General features: G+C 74.3%; 14 protein-coding genes. 4 read left to right on the plus strand and 10 right to left on the minus strand.

Annotated features, from left to right (window positions below; all coding sequences use genetic code 11):
• Positions 1–155 precede the first annotated feature (155 nt).
• Positions 156–1,688 carry an AMP-binding protein gene (locus HK417_RS12960; protein ID WP_222267072.1) on the minus strand — a complete coding sequence of 511 codons (1,533 nt, stop codon included), beginning with the start codon at positions 1,686–1,688 and terminating at the stop codon, positions 156–158.
• Between the two features lie 60 nt (positions 1,689–1,748).
• A complete protein-coding gene (locus tag HK417_RS12965) occupies positions 1,749–2,519 on the minus strand; it encodes an SIR2 family NAD-dependent protein deacylase (protein WP_308123555.1) in 771 nt (256 codons plus the stop codon).
• A gap of 165 nt (positions 2,520–2,684) precedes the next feature.
• On the opposite strand from HK417_RS12965, the gene HK417_RS12970 reads away from it, so the two are divergent.
• The 3 genes from HK417_RS12970 (at position 2,685) to HK417_RS12980 (ending at position 7,038) form a co-directional block, all read left to right on the plus strand.
• Positions 2,685–5,522 carry an aconitate hydratase gene (locus tag HK417_RS12970; RefSeq protein ID WP_222267074.1) on the plus strand — a complete coding sequence of 946 codons (2,838 nt, stop codon included), beginning with the start codon at positions 2,685–2,687 and terminating at the stop codon, positions 5,520–5,522.
• Entirely contained in the window at positions 5,522–6,283 is a 762-nt protein-coding gene (locus HK417_RS12975) for an SDR family oxidoreductase (RefSeq protein ID WP_222267076.1), read from the plus strand. Before HK417_RS12970 ends, HK417_RS12975 begins: the two co-directional genes overlap by 1 nt.
• Before the next feature lie 62 nt (positions 6,284–6,345).
• Positions 6,346–7,038 carry a sirohydrochlorin chelatase gene (locus tag HK417_RS12980; protein ID WP_308123556.1) on the plus strand — a complete coding sequence of 231 codons (693 nt, stop codon included), beginning with the start codon at positions 6,346–6,348 and terminating at the stop codon, positions 7,036–7,038.
• A gap of 2 nt (positions 7,039–7,040) precedes the next feature.
• Here the strand turns inward: HK417_RS12980 and HK417_RS12985 are convergent, their stop codons facing one another.
• The 8 genes from HK417_RS12985 to HK417_RS13020 all read right to left on the minus strand — a co-directional run bounded on the left by HK417_RS12985 (position 7,041) and on the right by HK417_RS13020 (position 13,930).
• Positions 7,041–7,313: a hypothetical protein gene (locus tag HK417_RS12985; protein ID WP_222267077.1), complete on the minus strand. Its 273-nt coding sequence runs from the start codon at positions 7,311–7,313 to the stop codon at positions 7,041–7,043.
• Positions 7,310–8,143 carry a sulfurtransferase gene (locus HK417_RS12990; protein WP_222267079.1) on the minus strand — a complete coding sequence of 278 codons (834 nt, stop codon included), beginning with the start codon at positions 8,141–8,143 and terminating at the stop codon, positions 7,310–7,312. Before HK417_RS12990 ends, HK417_RS12985 begins: the two co-directional genes overlap by 4 nt.
• Positions 8,140–8,589 carry an SgcJ/EcaC family oxidoreductase gene (locus tag HK417_RS12995; protein ID WP_222267081.1) on the minus strand — a complete coding sequence of 150 codons (450 nt, stop codon included), beginning with the start codon at positions 8,587–8,589 and terminating at the stop codon, positions 8,140–8,142. Before HK417_RS12995 ends, HK417_RS12990 begins: the two co-directional genes overlap by 4 nt.
• A gap of 111 nt (positions 8,590–8,700) precedes the next feature.
• Entirely contained in the window at positions 8,701–8,979 is a 279-nt protein-coding gene (locus tag HK417_RS13000; RefSeq protein WP_222267083.1) for a hypothetical protein, read from the minus strand.
• A gap of 126 nt (positions 8,980–9,105) precedes the next feature.
• Entirely contained in the window at positions 9,106–11,004 is a 1,899-nt protein-coding gene (locus HK417_RS13005; protein WP_308123557.1) for an ABC transporter ATP-binding protein, read from the minus strand.
• An 85-nt stretch (positions 11,005–11,089) separates the two neighbouring features.
• A complete protein-coding gene (locus tag HK417_RS13010; protein ID WP_222267085.1) occupies positions 11,090–11,863 on the minus strand; it encodes an enoyl-CoA hydratase/isomerase family protein in 774 nt (257 codons plus the stop codon).
• Entirely contained in the window at positions 11,860–12,090 is a 231-nt protein-coding gene (locus HK417_RS13015) for a helix-turn-helix domain-containing protein (RefSeq protein WP_222267087.1), read from the minus strand. The genes HK417_RS13010 and HK417_RS13015 overlap by 4 nt, the downstream gene beginning before the upstream one ends.
• A gap of 238 nt (positions 12,091–12,328) precedes the next feature.
• Positions 12,329–13,930 (minus strand): ABC-F family ATP-binding cassette domain-containing protein, encoded by a 1,602-nt coding sequence (locus HK417_RS13020; protein ID WP_222267089.1) that lies wholly within the window; start codon positions 13,928–13,930, stop codon positions 12,329–12,331.
• 184 nt (positions 13,931–14,114) lie between these two features.
• Here HK417_RS13020 and HK417_RS13025 point away from each other — a divergent pair, with 184 nt between their 5' ends.
• Positions 14,115–16,232 carry an SCO7613 C-terminal domain-containing membrane protein gene (locus HK417_RS13025; protein ID WP_308123558.1) on the plus strand — a complete coding sequence of 706 codons (2,118 nt, stop codon included), beginning with the start codon at positions 14,115–14,117 and terminating at the stop codon, positions 16,230–16,232.
• Positions 16,233–16,266: the final 34 nt, after the last annotated feature.

Here is a 16,266-nt window from a genome sequence, read left to right on the forward strand (position 1 = left end):
TTCAGGGCTCGTGACGTGCTGGAATGGCCACCTCAGGCCCCGTCCCGAGGCTCGCCCCGAGCTTGCGAGGGGTGAGGAGGACGGGGTCCTTCCACCGCCCCGAGCTCGCGAAGGGTGGGGAGGACGGGGTCCTTCTGAGAGGCGACGGGGTCCTTCTACTGGCGGTCGGATGCCGACCAGAACTCCTGGCGGAGCTTGAACTTCTGGATCTTGCCGGTGGCGGTCCGCGGGATCGCCTCCCGGAACTCCACCCGCTTGGGCGCCTTGTAGTGGGCCAGCCGGGCGCGGCAGTGCGCGATGATCTCCGCGTCGGTGGCCGTCGCCCCTTCGGCGAGCACCACGAGGGCGGTGACCATCTCGCCCCACTTGTCGTCGGGCACCCCGATCACCGCGACCTCGGCCACCGCGGGGTGGCTGAAGACGGCGTCCTCCACCTCGATCGAGGACACGTTCTCCCCGCCGGTGATGATCACGTCCTTCTTGCGGTCGGAGATCGTGAGGTAGCCGCCGTCGTCGAGCGAGCCGCCGTCCCCGGTGTGGAACCAGCCGCCCTCGAGTGCGTCCGCGGACGCCTCCGGGTTCTCCCAGTAGCCCTCGAGCACCGTGTTGCCCTGGGCCAGCACCTCCCCTGACGCGTTGGTGGAGAGCCGGGTGCCCAGCGCCGGGACCCCGGCGCGGGCCAGCGCCTTCGCCCGGTCCTGCGGGTCGAGGTCGTCGTACTCGGCCCGCGGGCGGTTGATGGTCAGCAGCGGCGCGGTCTCCGTGAGGCCGTAGATCTGGTTGAACTCCCAGCCGAGCTCCTCCTCGACCCGGGCGATGGTGCGCGACGGCGGCGGGGCCCCGGCGACGATGATCCGGACGCGGTCCCGGCCGGGGACCTCGCCGTTCCACTCCGCGGCGGCGTCGAGGACGGCGTTCCACACCGCCGGCGCCCCGGCCATCAGCGTGACTCCGTGCCGCTCGACCCGGCGCAGGATCTCCACCCCGTCCACCTTGCGCAGGACGACCTGCGTCGCCCCCACGCCGGCCGCCGTGTAGGGCAGCCCCCAGCCGTTGCAGTGGAACATCGGCAGCGTGTGCAGGTAGACGTCGCGGTCGCCGACCTGCATGTGCACGCCGAAGGTCACCGCGTTGACCCACAGGTTGCGGTGGGTCATCTGCACGCCCTTGGGCCGCGCGGTGGTCCCGCTCGTGTAGTTGACCGTGGCGGTGGCCTCCTCGTCGGGCTCGGCCCACGGGGCGGGCTCGGCGTCGAACCGCAGCAGCCCGGACTCGTACTCCTCCCCCACCACGAAGCGGTGCTTCGCGCCGACCCCGCTCAGCAGCGGCTGCAGCTCCGGGTCGACCACCAGCACCTGCGCGCCGCTGTGCTCGACGATGTACCGCACCTCCTCCGGCTGCAGCCGGAAGTTGATCGGCACGAGCACCCGCCCGGACGACGGGACGCCGAACAGCAACTCCAGCAGCCGGGCCGAGTTGTGGCTGACCACGGCCACCCGCTCGCCCTCCCCCACGCCGAGACCGTCGAGGCCGGCCTGCACGGCACGGGCGCGGCGGGCGACCTCGCGGTAGGTCAGCTCGCCGAGGGACGGGGCCGGCTGGGCTGGCTCGTCGACGACGCCGACGCGGTCGCCGTAGACCAGCTCCGCGCGGTCGAGGAAGTCACGGGTGGTGAGGGGCACGCGCATGCCGGCTCCCGGTGCCGAGGCCGGCTGCGTCGCCGGCCGCTGGACGTGGTGCGTGTCACGCTAACCGGCCAGGGGGCTGCCGGACGCCCCGTCGTCGCGGGCGAGCAGTCGCGGCAGCGCGGCGCTGATCGGCTCACGGACGACGAGGTCGGCCAGCGGGTCGTAGGGAGTGGGCTCGGCGTTGACGACGACGACGCGGGCGCCGTTCCCGGCGGCCACCTCGACCAGGCCGGCGGCGGGGTGCACCTGGAGCGAGGTGCCGACGGCGAGGAACACGTCGCAGTCGGCCGCCGCCTCCGCCGCGGCCCCGATCACCGCGGGGTCCAGGGCCTGCCCGAAGTAGACCGTGGCCGTCTTCAGCACACCGCCGCACACCGGGCACGCCGGATCCGGGTCGCCGTCGTCCAGCCGGCACAGCACCTGGACGGTGGGCATCCGGTGGCCGCAGCCGGTGCACTCCACCTCGTGCACGGTGCCGTGCAGCTCCCGGACCACGGCGGGCGAGGACCCGGCAGCCTGGTGCAGCCCGTCGATGTTCTGGGTGAGCAGCGCCCGCAGCCGGCCCTGGCGCTCCAGCTCCGCCAGCGCCGCGTGCCCCGCGTTGGGCCGGACGCCGGCCGTCGCCAGGTCCCTGCGCATCAGCCACGAGCGGCGGCGGATCTCCGGGTCGCGCATGTAGTAGCCCAGGGTCACCAGCTTCTCGGCGTCCGGGTCGCGGGTCCACACGCCCCGCGGGCCCCGGTAGTCGGGGATGCCGCTGTCGGTGGAGATCCCCGCCCCCGTGAGGACGCAGATGCGCCGGGCATCGGGCAGCGGGTCGGGCACCGTCACGCCGTCCCACGGTAGGCGGCGCGCACGCAGCGGTGACGCGGCTCACGCTGGGTGAGGAAAGGGTGGCCTTGGTCCGCGAACCCGGCACGGGGCTGGGAAGATGTCGGGTGGAACATCGAGGCGCAGCAGTAGCGCGCGCAGGACCATTGAGGGTGAGGCGCAGCAGTGGCAGCCAGCAAGGACAGCTTTGGAGCCCGGGCGACGCTCGACGTCGACGGCACCGAGTACGACATCTTCCGGCTCGACGCGGTGGAGGGCGCTGAGAAGCTGCCCTTCAGCCTGAAGGTCCTGCTGGAGAACCTCCTCCGCACCGAGGACGGCGCGAACATCACCGCCGACCACATCCGTGCCCTGGCCAACTGGGACCCGTCGGCGGAGCCGGACCAGGAGATCCAGTTCACCCCGGCACGCGTGGTGATGCAGGACTTCACCGGCGTCCCCTGCATCGTCGACCTGGCCACCATGCGCGAGGCGATGGCCGACCTGGGTGGCGACCCGCAGAAGATCAACCCGCTCGCCCCGGCCGAGCTGGTCATCGACCACTCGGTGATCGCCGACGTCTTCGGCACCCCGGAGTCCTTCGAGCGCAACGTCGAGATCGAGTACCAGCGCAACGGCGAGCGCTACCAGTTCCTCCGCTGGGGCCAGGGCGCGTTCGACGACTTCAAGGTCGTCCCCCCGGGCACCGGCATCGTCCACCAGGTCAACATCGAGCACCTGGCCCGCGTGGTCTTCCCGCGCGCCGAAGGGAACCGCACGCTGGCCTACCCCGACACCTGCGTGGGCACCGACTCCCACACCACGATGGTCAACGGCCTGGGCGTGCTGGGCTGGGGCGTCGGTGGCATCGAGGCCGAGGCCGCGATGCTCGGTCAGCCGGTCTCGATGCTCATCCCCCGGGTGGTCGGCTTCAAGTTGACCGGCGAGCTGCCCGACGGCGCCACCGCCACCGACCTGGTGCTCACCATCACCGAGATGCTGCGCGAGCACGGCGTGGTCGGGAAGTTCGTGGAGTTCTACGGCGCCGGCGTCTCCGCCGTCCCGCTGGCCAACCGGGCCACGATCGGCAACATGAGCCCGGAGTTCGGCTCGACCGCGGCGATGTTCCCCATCGACGGGGAGACCATCACCTACCTGCAGCTCACCGGCCGCAGCGAGGAGCAGGTCAAGCTGGTCGAGGTCTACGCCAAGGAGCAGGGCCTCTGGCACGACGCGTCCCGCGAGCCGGCGTTCTCCGAGTACCTGGAGCTGGACCTCGCCACCGTCGTCCCGTCGATCGCCGGCCCGAAGCGCCCGCAGGACCGGGTCGCGATCACCGAGGCCAAGGAGGCGTTCCGCGAGGCGCTGCCGACCTACGCCCAGCTCGACCAGGTCTCGCACGACCCCGACGTCGCGCCGGAGGCCGAGTCCAACGTCGACGAGGCGTCCGAGGAGTCCTTCCCCGCCTCCGACCCGGCCAGCCCGTTCGCGCACGGCAACGGCGCGGCCGGCAAGCCGCACACCGCCGTCCACGGCAGCCCCAGCACGGAGCGGGCCTCCCGCCCGACCCGGGTGGTCATGGAGGACGGCACGGAGACCTTCGTCGACCACGGCCACGTCGTGATCGCGGCGATCACCTCCTGCACCAACACGTCCAACCCGCAGGTGATGATCGGCGCGGCGCTGCTGGCCAAGAAGGCCGTCGAGCGGGGCCTCACCACCAAGCCGTGGGTCAAGACGACGCTGGCGCCGGGCTCCAAGGTCGTCATGGACTACTACGAGAAGGCCGAGCTCACCCCCTACCTGGAGAAGCTCGGCTTCTACCTGGTCGGCTACGGCTGCACGACCTGCATCGGCAACTCCGGGCCGCTGCCGGAGCCGGTCAGCAAGGCGGTCAACGAGGCCGACCTCGCCGTCGTCTCGGTGCTCTCGGGCAACCGGAACTTCGAGGGCCGGATCAACCCTGACGTCAAGATGAACTACCTGGCGTCCCCGCCGCTGGTCATCGCCTACGCGCTGGCCGGCTCCATGGACGTCGACCTGAACAACGACCCGCTGGGCCAGGACCCCGACGGCAACGACGTCTTCCTGCACGACATCTGGCCGTCGCCGCAGGAGGTCCAGCGGACCATCGACATGGCGGTCTCGGCGGAGCAGTTCGGCCGCAGCTACGAGGACGTCTTCGCCGGCACCGAGCAGTGGCAGAACCTGCCCACGCCGTCCGGGAACACGTTCTCGTGGGACCCGCAGAGCACCTACGTCCGGAAGCCCCCGTACTTCGAGGGCATGCCGGCCGAGCCGACCCCGGTCGAGGACATCACCGGCGCCCGCACACTGGCCGTCCTGGGTGACTCGGTCACGACCGACCACATCTCCCCGGCCGGCTCGATCAAGGCCGACTCCCCCGCCGGCCGGTACCTGCAGGAGCACGGCATCGAGCGCCGCGACTTCAACTCCTACGGGTCCCGCCGCGGGAACCACGAGGTCATGATCCGCGGCACGTTCGCCAACATCCGGCTGCGGAACCTGCTCGTGCCCGGCACCGAGGGTGGCGTCACCAAGAACCACCTCACCGGCGAGACGACGTCGATCTACGACGCCTCACGCGCCTACATCGACGCCGGCATCCCGCTGGTCGTGCTCGCGGGCAAGGAGTACGGCTCCGGCTCCTCCCGCGACTGGGCGGCCAAGGGGACGGCGCTGCTCGGGGTCAAGGCGGTCATCGCCGAGAGCTACGAGCGGATCCACCGGTCGAACCTGATCGGCATGGGCGTGCTGCCGCTGCAGTACCCGGAGGGGCAGAACCGTGAGTCCCTCGGCCTGACCGGGGACGAGACGTTCGAGATCACCGGGGTGACCGCGCTGAACGACGGCACGATCCCGCGCACGGTGAAGGTCAAGGCCGGTGACGTGGAGTTCGACGCCACGGTCCGGATCGACACCCCCGGTGAGGCGAGCTACTACCGCAACGGCGGGATCATGCAGTTCGTGCTGCGCTCGCTGCGCGGGACCGTCACCGCCTGATGGACCTGGGACTGGGCGGTCGCGGCTACCTGCTCACCGGCGCGAGCCGGGGGCTGGGGTTCGCGACCGCCCGGGCCCTGGTCGACGACGGCGCCCGGGTGCTGATCAGCTCCCGCGGCGCCGACTCCGTGGACGCCGCCGTCGCCTCACTCGGTGGGGCGCCGGCGGCGTCCGGCGTCCCGGCCGACCTCGCGGACGCCGGCACGGCCGAGACCCTGGTGGGCGCAGCGCTGGACCGGCTCGGCCGGGTGGACGGCGCCCTGATCTCCGTCGGCGGCCCCGCACCGGGCTCGGTGCTCGAGGTCGGCGAGGACGCCTGGCGGGCGGGCTTCGAGTCGGTGCTGGTCGGGCCGCTGCGGCTGGTCCGGGCGCTGGTTCCGCACCTGGCCGAGGGCGCGGCGATCGGGTTCGTGCTCTCGACGTCGGTGCGCCAGCCGATCGGCCACCTGGCCATCTCCAACGGGCTGCGGCCCGGGCTGGCGATGACCGCCAAGGCCCTGGCCGACGAGCTGGGCCCGCGGGGCGTCCGTGTCCTCGGTTTCCTGCCGGGGACGATCGCGACCGACCGGATCACCGAGATCGAGGCGGCCTCGGGCGACGCGACGGCCATGCGCGCCCGCACCGAGGCCTCGATCCCGCTGCGCCGGGTGGGGGAACCTGCCGAGTTCGGTGCCGTCGCGGCGTTCGCCCTCTCCCCCGCGGCCTCGTACCTGACCGGCGTGATGATCCCGGTCGACGGCGGCGCCATCCGCGCGCTGTGATGAAGGACCCCCTCGCCCCCCACCACTCGCAGGCTCGCGGTGGGCCCCTGCGAGGGGGCCACGTGCTCGTGGCGTGCGCGCACGGCACGCGCAACCCGACGGGACGGCGGCTGATCGCCGAGCTGGCGCTGGCGGCCCGCGCGCTCCGCCCCGGACTGCGGACGACCGCCGCGTTCGTCGACGTCCAGCCGCCCACCGTGGTCGACGTGGTGCGGGGTCTCGCCGACACGGCCACCCCGGCGGTCGTCGTCCCGCTGCTGCTGTCCGGCGGGTACCACGTCCACGTCGACATCGCGGGTGCGGTCGCCGCCCACCCCCAAGCCGTCGCCGCGCGGCCGCTGGGCCCGGACCCCCGGCTGGCCGCGGTGCTCACCGACCGGCTGGCCGGGGCCGGTGCCGACCCCCGCGACCCGCTCACCGCGATCGTGCTCGCCGCCGCCGGCTCCAGCGACCCCCGGTCGGTCCAGGACGTCGAGGACACCGCCGACCTGCTGCAGCGGAGCTGGGCGGGACCGGTGACGACCGGGTACGGCTCCGCCGCGCAGCCTCCGGTCGCGGGCGCGGTGACCGCGGCGCGCCGGGCGGGCGCCGAGCAGGTGGTGGTCGCGGCCTACCTGCTCGCGCCGGGGCACTTCCACGACAAGCTGCAGGACGCCGGCGCGGATTCCGTCACGGCGCCATTGCTGCCGGACGAGCGGATCGCCGCCGTCCTCCTCGACCGCTACGACGCCGCGCTGACGACCGTTCCGGCTTGAGCTCAGGCGGTCCAGCCGAGGGCCTGCTCGCCCGCGGTGAGCGCGGCCCACCAGGTGCCGAAAGCGATCAGCGGCACCACGGGAGTCCACCACGACCCGCGCCGGGCCAGCCGGACCAGGACGACCGCGAGCACCAGCCACCAGAGCCCCAGCAGGACGATCGCCCACAGCGGCGCGACCAGCCCCGAGGCGGCGTAGAACACCACCCCGATGACGGCGTGCGCGACGCCGGCCAGCCCGGCCACCACCCAGGTCCCGGCGTTCGGCCGCGTCATGGGGCATCGGTCCCGGTCGCCGCCGGCCGCTCCGGGTCGGCCGACCACTGCGACCAGGAGCCCGGCCACAGCGCCGCGTCGATGCCCACCTCGGCGAGGGCCGCCACCTCGTGGGCGGCGGTGACCCCGGAGCCGCAGTACACCCCGACCGTCGTCCCTGGCCGCACCCCGAGCTGGGCGAACCGCTCGGCGAGTACAGCGACGGGAAGGAAGCGGCCGTCCGGACCCACGTTGCCGGCCGTCGGTGCGCTCAGCGCACCAGGCACGTGCCCCGGCCGCGGGTCGACCGGCTCGACCTCGCCGCGGTACCGCTCGGCGGCCCGGGCATCGAGCAGCACGCCACCGCCGCCGGGCAGCGCGGCGGCCTCCTCGATCGACAGCGTCGGCAGGCACCCGCCGGTCAGCGTGACGTCCCCCGGCTCGGGGACGACCTCGCCGCGCTCGACCGGCCCGCCCGCCGCCGTCCACGCCGCGAGCCCGCCGTCCAGGATGGTCACGTCGGCCAGCCCGCCCCAGCGCAGCAGCCACCAGGCGCGGGCGGCGGCCAGCCCAGGCCCTGCGTCGTACACGACGACCCGGGAGCCGTTCGAGACACCCCACGGACGCGCCGCTGCTTGCAGTGACTGCACCGACGGGAGCGGGTGCCGGCCCTCGGCCGCCGACCCCGGCGCGGCCAGCTCGGTCTCCAGGTCGACGTACACGGCGCCGGGCAGGTGCCCCTCGAGGTGCTGCTGCCGGCCGCGCGGGTCGCCGAGCGCCCAGCGGACGTCCAGCAGCACGGCCGCCGTCGGGTCGGCCAGCAGGTCGGCGACCCGGGTCAGCACGGTCACCGGGCGGCCTCGAGCTCCGCGGTCAGCGCGGCCACCACGTCCGCCCGGCCGCCGTAGCGGGCGGGGGTGCTCTGCAGGACGGCGATCTTCCAGCGACTGTCGTCCACCGCGACGAGCGTGTGCACCGTGTGCAGGGCAGGCTCGAGTGCGTTCGTCCCGGGCGGGATCATGCCGGTGACGGCGTGCAGCACGGCGACGTCCTCGCTGAGCCGGCGGACCGAGCGGACGATGCCGACGAAAGTCGGTGTGGCGCGCTCGGTGAACAGCCGCCGCATGTCCGCGGCGATGGTCAGCCGGCCGCTGCGCAGGGTGCCGTCGAGGTCGATCATCTCGCCGTCGTCGGCGAACACCGAGGACACGGTGACCCCGCTGCGCTGGTTCCACCCGGCGATGAAGCGGGCGTACAGCGCCCGGATCTGGGTGTCCTGCGGATGGCCTGCGCTCAACGACTGCTCCTGCCGGTGGTGCGGGTGGGACAGCAGTTCACGCTAGTGGCCCGCCAGTGCACGCTGCCCACCCCGCGCCGCGGGCCGGCCGAGGTCGGACCTGCCGGTCGGTCAGAAGGCGGCGACGTGCTCGGCCACGAACCCGGTGTCGCGCTTGGACACGTGCCAGACCCGGACGTCCTTGCCGCCGATGTGGTCCTTCTCGTGGAACCGGACCACCTCGCCGAGCGGAACGCCGTGGCCGCGGATCACCAGCAGGCCACCGGTCCCGTCGATGGTGAACTCCGCGTCCCCGAGGAACTGCTCCAGGGAGGACGAGCCCTCGATGGGCGGCACGGCAACGGCGTAGGGCTTGCCGGAGGCAACGATCGGACGGGGGTCAGCAGTCATGGGCACCTTTTCTCAGCGCGGTCCACCGGCGGCTGCCGGTACACCCGAAACTGTCATGGTACGAGTGCGGTAGACCACGGGACCCGCCGGTGCCGCGCAGGTTCGTGACCCAGATTTCAGGTCGGGTCACACCACGGCGGTCGAGCTGTGTGCGACCTCAGCGGGCGCGAACTGGGTCCGGTACAGGTCGGCGTAGTGACCGCCGGCGGCGAGCAACTCGTCGTGCGTGCCGCGCTCGACGATCCGGCCGTCGTCCACGACGAGGATCTGGTCGGCGCCGCGGATGGTCGACAGCCGGTGGGCGATCACCAGGGAGGTGCGGCCGGCCAGGGCGGCGTCCAGCGCGTGCTGCACCGCCACCTCCGACTCGCTGTCCAGGTGCGCGGTCGCCTCGTCGAGGATGACGATGCCCGGCGCCTTGAGCAGCACCCGGGCGATCGCCAGCCGCTGCTTCTCCCCGCCGGACATCCGGTACCCACGGTCGCCGACGACCGTGTCCAGCCCGTCGGGCAGCGCCGCGACCAGCGCGGCGATCCGGGCCCCGGTCAGTGCCGCCCACAGCTCGTCGTCCGTGGCCTCGGGCCGGGCGTAGCGCAGGTTCGCGCGGATGGTGTCGTGGAAGAGGTGCGCGTCCTGGGTGACGACGCCGATGGCGTCGCGCAGCGAGGCACTGGTGACCTGCCGGACGTCGACCCCACCGACCCGCACCGCTCCCCCGGTGACGTCGTAGAGCCGGGACACCAGGGCGGCCATCGTCGACTTGCCCGCCCCTGACGTCCCGACCAGCGCGATCAGCTCACCGGGCTCGGCCCGGAACGACACGTCGTGCAGCACGTCCGTGCCGCTGTGCTGCTCGGGCACGGCGACGTCCTCGAGCGAGGCCAGCGACACGTCCGCGGGCGCCGGGTAGCGGAAGGACACGTGGTCGAACTCGATCGACCGGTCGCCGGCCGGTACCGGGACGGCGTCGGGTGCCTCCGCGATCATCGGCGCCAGGTCGAGCACCTCGAACACCCGGTCGAAGCTGACCAGCGCGCTCATCACGTCGACCCGCACGTTGGCCAGCGCGGTCAGCGGGCCGTACAGCCGGGACAGCAGCAGGGCCAGCGCGACGACGTCGCCGGCCGACAGCGACCCGGTGAACGCCAGCGCCCCGCCCAGGCCGTAGACCAGCGCGGTGGCCAGCGCGGCGACCAGCGTGAGCGAGGTGAAGAAGACCCGCCCGTACATCGCCGAGAGCACGCCGATGTCCCGGACCCGGGCGGCCCGGCCGCGGAAGGACTCCGCCTCGGCCTCCGGGCGCCCGAACAGCTTCACCAGCAGCGCCCCGGCCACGTTGAACCGCTCGGTCATCGTCGCGTTCATCGACGCGTTGAGGCCGTAGGACTCCCGGGTGATCTCCTGCAGCCGCTTGCCGATCCGCTGCGCCGGCAGCACGAAGAGCGGCACCATGACGATCGACAGCAGGGTGATCTGCCAGGACAGGCTGAACATGACCCCGGCGGTGAGCACCAGCGCGATCACGTTGGAGACGACGCCGGACAGCGTCGAGGTGAACGCCCGCTGCGCGCCGATGACGTCGTTGTTCAGCCGGCTGACCAGCGCGCCGGTCTGGGTCCGGGTGAAGAAGGCGACCGGCATCCGCTGCACGTGCTCGAACACCCGGCTGCGCAGGTCGTAGATGACGCCCTCGCCGATCCGGGCGGAGTACCAGCGCTGGGCGAGCGAGGCGACCGCGTCGAGCAGGGCCAGGCCGGCGACGAACAGCGCGATCCGGACGACGTCCCCCGCCGAGCCGGTGAGCCCGGCGATGCGGTTGACGATGTCCCCGGCCAGCAGCGGCGTGACCACGCCGATCACCGAGGAGAACACGACCAGCGCGAGGAAGGCGATCAGTTCGCGACGGTAGGGCCCGGCGATGCCGAGGATGCGCCGGACCGTCCCCTTCGGGATCTGCCGCGCGGTCACGGACGCGTCCTGGCGGAACGACCGCATCGCCGCCATGGAGGTCATCGGAGAGTCCACCGCGGCCTCCTCTCCCCTCCGCGCCGACCGGGTGACGGCACGATCCGAGTGTCGCGGTCAACACCGGCAGGACGGGGCCTGTTCCTCAGCGGCCGGCCGCGAGCGCCCCCAGCCGGCGGACCTGGGCGGCGCGCTCGGCGGCGTCCTGTGCCCCGGGGTCGTTGCGCACCGCGGACCGCAGCAGCGCGAGGGTCTCCCGGGCGGCGCCGGCGTCGGGCGCCAGCAGCGCCGCGACCAGGTCGGCGACAGCGCCGTCCAGCTGCTCCCGCGGGACGGCGACGTTCGCCAGCCCGCTGGCGACCGCCTCCCCGGCCCCGACGGCCCGGCCGGTCAGGCAGATCTCCAGGGCGCGGCTGTACCCGACCAGCTCCACCAGGGTGCTCGTCCCGGTGAGGTCGGGGACCAGGCCCAGCGTCGCCTCCGGCAACCGGAGCTGCAGGTCCGCGGCGACCACCCGGAGGTCGCAGGCGAGCGCGAGCTGCGCGCCGGCGCCGATGGCGTGGCCCTGGACGGCGGCCAGCGACACGATCCCCGGCGAGCGCAGCCAGCGGAACGCCGCCTGGTACCCGCGGATCCGCTCCTGGGCGACCTCCGCGGGCAGCGCCGCGAGCTCGCCGAGCCCACCGCCGGCCCGCCCGGCGAGGTCGAACATGCGGCGGTCCAGGCCGGCGGAGAAGGCCCGCCCCGCGCCGCGCACGACGACCACCCGCACGTCGTCGTCGAGGCCCTCACCGACCGACCGCAGCGCGGCCCAGGTGGCGGGGGTCTGCGCGTTGAGCTGGTCGGGCCGATCGAGGATGAGGGTGAGGACGGCGCCGTCCCGCGCCGTCCTCACCCACCCGGAGTCGGCCTCCGTCACGCAGTCTTCTTCGCGTTCCTGTTCGCACCGCCCCGGCCACGCAACGTCGCCCCCGACTCGGACAGGAGGCGGTGCACGAATCCGTAGGAGCGGTTGGTCGAGGTGGCGAGCGAGCGGATGCTCTCGCCGCCGTCGTACCGGTTGCGCAGCTCGTCAGCCAGCGACGACCGGTCGTCGCCGGTGATCCGCTTGCCCTTGCTCAAGTCCGTGGTGCTCGAGTCGGCCATGACTCCCCTCCGTGTCAGGGGTGCCGTCGGCTCTGCACCGACGGTGCCCGCTGTTCCCCCGGCGCCGCGGTCCCAGTGACCTCGGCGTCCCACGACAGATGATCACCCAGGCGCACGGGGTCGGCCACTGCAAGCGGCCGATCACGGAACGGTGCGGTCGGGCCAGTGACCCGAGTGACGGCCCTCCTGCAGGGTCCCGCCGCGAGCTCGCGAGCGGTGGGGAGGACGGGGCCCTTCATCACGCGAGCGAGACCAGGTCGGCGAAGTCCTCGCTCCAGGTGTCCTCGGTGCCGTCGGGCAGCAGGATCACCTTGTCCGGGTTCAGCGCCCGGACGGCGCCCTCGTCGTGGGTGACCAGCACGATCGCCCCGGCGTAGGTGCGCAGCGCCTCGAGGACCTGCTCCCGGCTCGCCGGGTCGAGGTTGTTGGTCGGCTCGTCGAGCAGCAGCACGTTCGCGCCGGAGACGACCAGCGTGGCCATCGCCAGCCGGGTGCGCTCACCACCGGAGAGCGTGCCCGCCCGCTGGTCGACCGCGTCCCCGGAGAAGAGGAAGGCGCCGAGGATGCGCCGCAGCTCGGTGTCGGTGGACTCCGGCGCCGCGGACCGCATCACCTCGAGCAGCGTGCGGTCCATGTCGATCGTCTCGTGCTCCTGGGCGTAGTAGCCGACCCGCAGCCCGTGCCCGGCGACGACCGCCCCGGTGTCCGGGGTCTCCGTGCCGGCGAGCATCCGCAGCAGGGTTGTCTTGCCCGCACCGTTGAGGCCGAGGACGACGACCCGGGTGCCCTTGTCGATCGCCAGGTCGACGTCGGTGAAGATCTCCAGCGAGCCGTAGCTCTTGCTCAGCCCCTCGGCGGTGAGCGGCGTCCGGCCGCAGGGCGCCGGGGTCGGGAAGCGGAGCTTGGCTACCTTGTCCTGCACCCGGACCTCGGCCAGCCCGGCGGCCAGGCGGGCGGCGCGCTTGTCCATGCTCTGCGCGGCCCGGGCCTTCGTCGCCTTCGCGCGCATCTTGTCCGCCTGGGCGGTGAGCGCGTCGATCTTCTTCTCCGCGTTGGCCCGCTCCGCCTTGCGTCGGCGCTCGTCGGTCTCCCGGGCCTGCAGGTAGCGCTTCCAGCCCAGGTTGTAGACGTCGACGGTGGCGCGGTTGGCGTCCAGGTGCCACACCTTGTTGACCACCGCGTCCAGCAGCTCGACGTCGTGGCTGATCACGATCAGCCCGGCGCGGTGGCTGGCAAGGAACCCCTTGAGCCAGGTGATCGAGTCGGCGTCCAGGTGGTTGGTCGGCTCGTCGAGCAACAGCGTGTCGGCGTCGGAGAACAGGATCCGGGCCAGCTCCACGCGGCGGCGCTGACCGCCGGACAGGGTGCGCAGCGGCTGCTCCAGGATCCGGTCGGGCAGGCCCAGGTTCGTGCAGATGCGAGCCGCGTCGCTCTCCGCGGCGTACCCGCCGAGCGCGGCGAACTGGTCCTCGAGCCGGCCGTACCGGCGCACCGCGCGGTCCCGCTCGGCGTCGTCCGCCGGCTCGGCCATGGCGATCTGGGCCTTGGTCAGCTGGGCCTTGAGGACGTCGAGGCCCCGGCCGGACAGCACCCGGTCACTGGCGGTGATGTCCAGGTCGCCGCTGCGCGGGTCCTGCGGCAGGTAGCCGAGCTCGCCGGTCACCTCGACCTTGCCCGCGTGCGGCGCGCGCTCGCCGGCGAGGGTGGTGAGGGTGGTGGTCTTGCCGGCGCCGTTGCGTCCGACCAGCCCGATGCGGTCACCGGATTGCACGCGCAGGTCGGCGTCGCTGATGAGGATGCGGGCGCCGGCGCGCAGCTCCAGGCCGGTCGTCGTGATCACTGATCCCAGGGTAGGCGCTCCGGGGCGATGTTCCGACCGGGTTTCCGGTGATGTGGACGGCACTGCCCGTCCGGGGCACACCCTGGGGAGAACCGGCCTCGCCCGGCCCCGCGCCCGCCAGGATGCGTCCGTGCTCCCGCGCCCGAGGCCACCCGGTCCGCCCTGCCCGGTCTGTCTCACGCCGGTGACCGGCGCGCCCGGGGTGGTCTGCCCGGTGTGCGGGCTGCCGGCCGCCGGGCAGGCCGCGACGGTCGTCGCCCGGATCGGCGCCACCCTGCACGAACTGGCCCGCGACCAGGACGCCCTGCTCGCCACGCTCCGGGCGGCCGCGCCGGGCGCAGCTCCCCTGACCGCGCCCGGCCCTCCCGCCGCGACTCCTCCGGCCGTCCCGGCCGACCGGGCCCCGCCGCAGGCGCGGCCGGTCTGGGCCCCACCGACGGCACCTCCGGTGGCAGCACCGCCGCCACCGTGGACGCCGCCCGTCGCCGCACCCCCTCCCCGGTCGCACCGCCGCCGACTGAGCCCGCAGCAGGTGCTCCTCGGTCTGGGCGCCCTGTTGGTCGTGGCCGGCGCTCTGGCGTTCGTGGCGGTCGCCTGGACCCGGCTCGGCGTGACGTTCCAGGCGCTGGTGATGCTCGTGGTCACCGCCGCGGCCTGCGCGGCGTCCGCCTGGGCCGCGCGCCGGGGCCTGCGGGCCACCGAGGAGGCGCTGGTCGCCGCGGGCGCCGCACTGCTGGCGGTCGACCTGGGCGCCGCCCACGCCCTGGGACTGCTCGGTGCCGACGCCGTGCCGCTGCGGCTGTGGACCGCGCTGTCCTGTGCCGCCGTCGGCGCGGTCGCCGGTGCGCTGCACCGGGCCACCCGCTCCACCACGGCCTGGCCGCTGCTGGCTCTGCTGGCGGCCCAGCCGGTGGCGGCGCTGCTCCTCCCGCCGGACCTGCTCGGGAGCCCGGTGGGGGTCGCCGTCGTGCTCGGGGTCGCGGCCGCCGACCTGGCCGCCACCGCTGCGCTGCGCCCGGGCGTGGACCGGGTCGCGCAGGCGCTGGCCGCGGTGTGGGCGGCCGTCGGGGTGCTCGGTGGACTCGTCCTCGCCGCCGGCGACGACGCGGCCGAGTCGTGGGGGGCGAACGCCGTCCTGGTCGCCGCGGGGATCGCCGCGACCGTCCTCGGCCGGCAGCCCCGCCCCGTCCGCAGGCTGCCGTCGACCGGAGTCGTCGTCGCGACCGCGTCCGGCGTCGCCGGGCTCGCTCTCGCCGGGTCGCTGCGCACGCTGGGCACCCCGGGGCCGGTGGTGGCCGGCGCGCTCGGCCTGGCCGCGCTCACCGGGGCCGCCGCCGTGCTGGCGCGCACGAGGACGACCGGGGCCGGGTTGCTGGCGGCCGGGACGGCACTCACCGCGACCGGCTGCCTGCTGCTGATCGACGCCGAGCGGTGGCGGCCGCTGGCCCTGCTCGCCCTGGCGGCGGCGGTACCCGCCGCGACGGCGGCGCTCCGGCTGCCGGCGGTGCGGGCACAGGCCACCGGGGCCGCCCTGCTCGCCCCCGCCGTCGCCGTCCTGCTGGCCCGGGGGGACCGCTGGCTGCCGGCGGTGTCCGCCGGCATGCTGCTGGCCCTGGTCGGCGCGGTCGGCTTCGCGGTGGGCGCGCTGCGGTCGGGACGGCCGGAGGAGGGGGCCGCGCCGGCCGCCGGTTCGCTCGCCGGGCTCGCGGCGGCGGCGACCAGCGGCGACGTCGGCGCCTGGGGTCAGGTGGGCCTGCAGCTCGCCGTCGTCGGGGCCGCCGCGGGCTGCTACGCGCTCGTCAGCGGCCGCCGGTGGGTCGGTGCGCTGGCGGTGGCCGATCTGATCGGCGCGAGCTGGGTCGCGATCGCCGGGGTCGGCGTGCAGACCCCGGAGGCGTACACGCTGCCCGCGGCGGCTGGCCTCCTGCTCGTCGCCGTCCCCCGGCTGCGGGCCGGTGCCCGGTCGTGGTCGGCGGAGGGGGCGGCGGTGGCTGTCGGGCTCCTGCCCTCGGCGTTCGTCGTGGTCGCGGAGCCCTCCGCCCTGCGCCTGGTGCTGGTCGTCGCCACGGCCGCCGTCCTCACCGCCGGCGGCGCACTCCACCACCGGCAGGCGCCCTTCGTGCTCGGCGCCGCGGCGCTGGCTTTCGTCGTGGTGGGGCGGCTGGGCCCGTACGCGCCGCTGCTCCCCCGCTGGGTGGTCCTCGCCACGGCCGGGCTCCTGCTGCTCGTCGTGGGCGCGACCTACGAACGCCGCCGGCAGCAGGCCCGCGAGGCGGTCGCCTGGGTGGCCCAGATGAGCTGAGCCCGGCCGCCGGACCGGTCCCCCGCGCCGTAGC

The sequence above is a fragment of the Modestobacter marinus genome, from assembly GCF_019799945.1.
In the GTDB taxonomy this organism is placed as follows: Bacteria; Actinomycetota; Actinomycetes; order Mycobacteriales; family Geodermatophilaceae; genus Modestobacter; species Modestobacter marinus_B.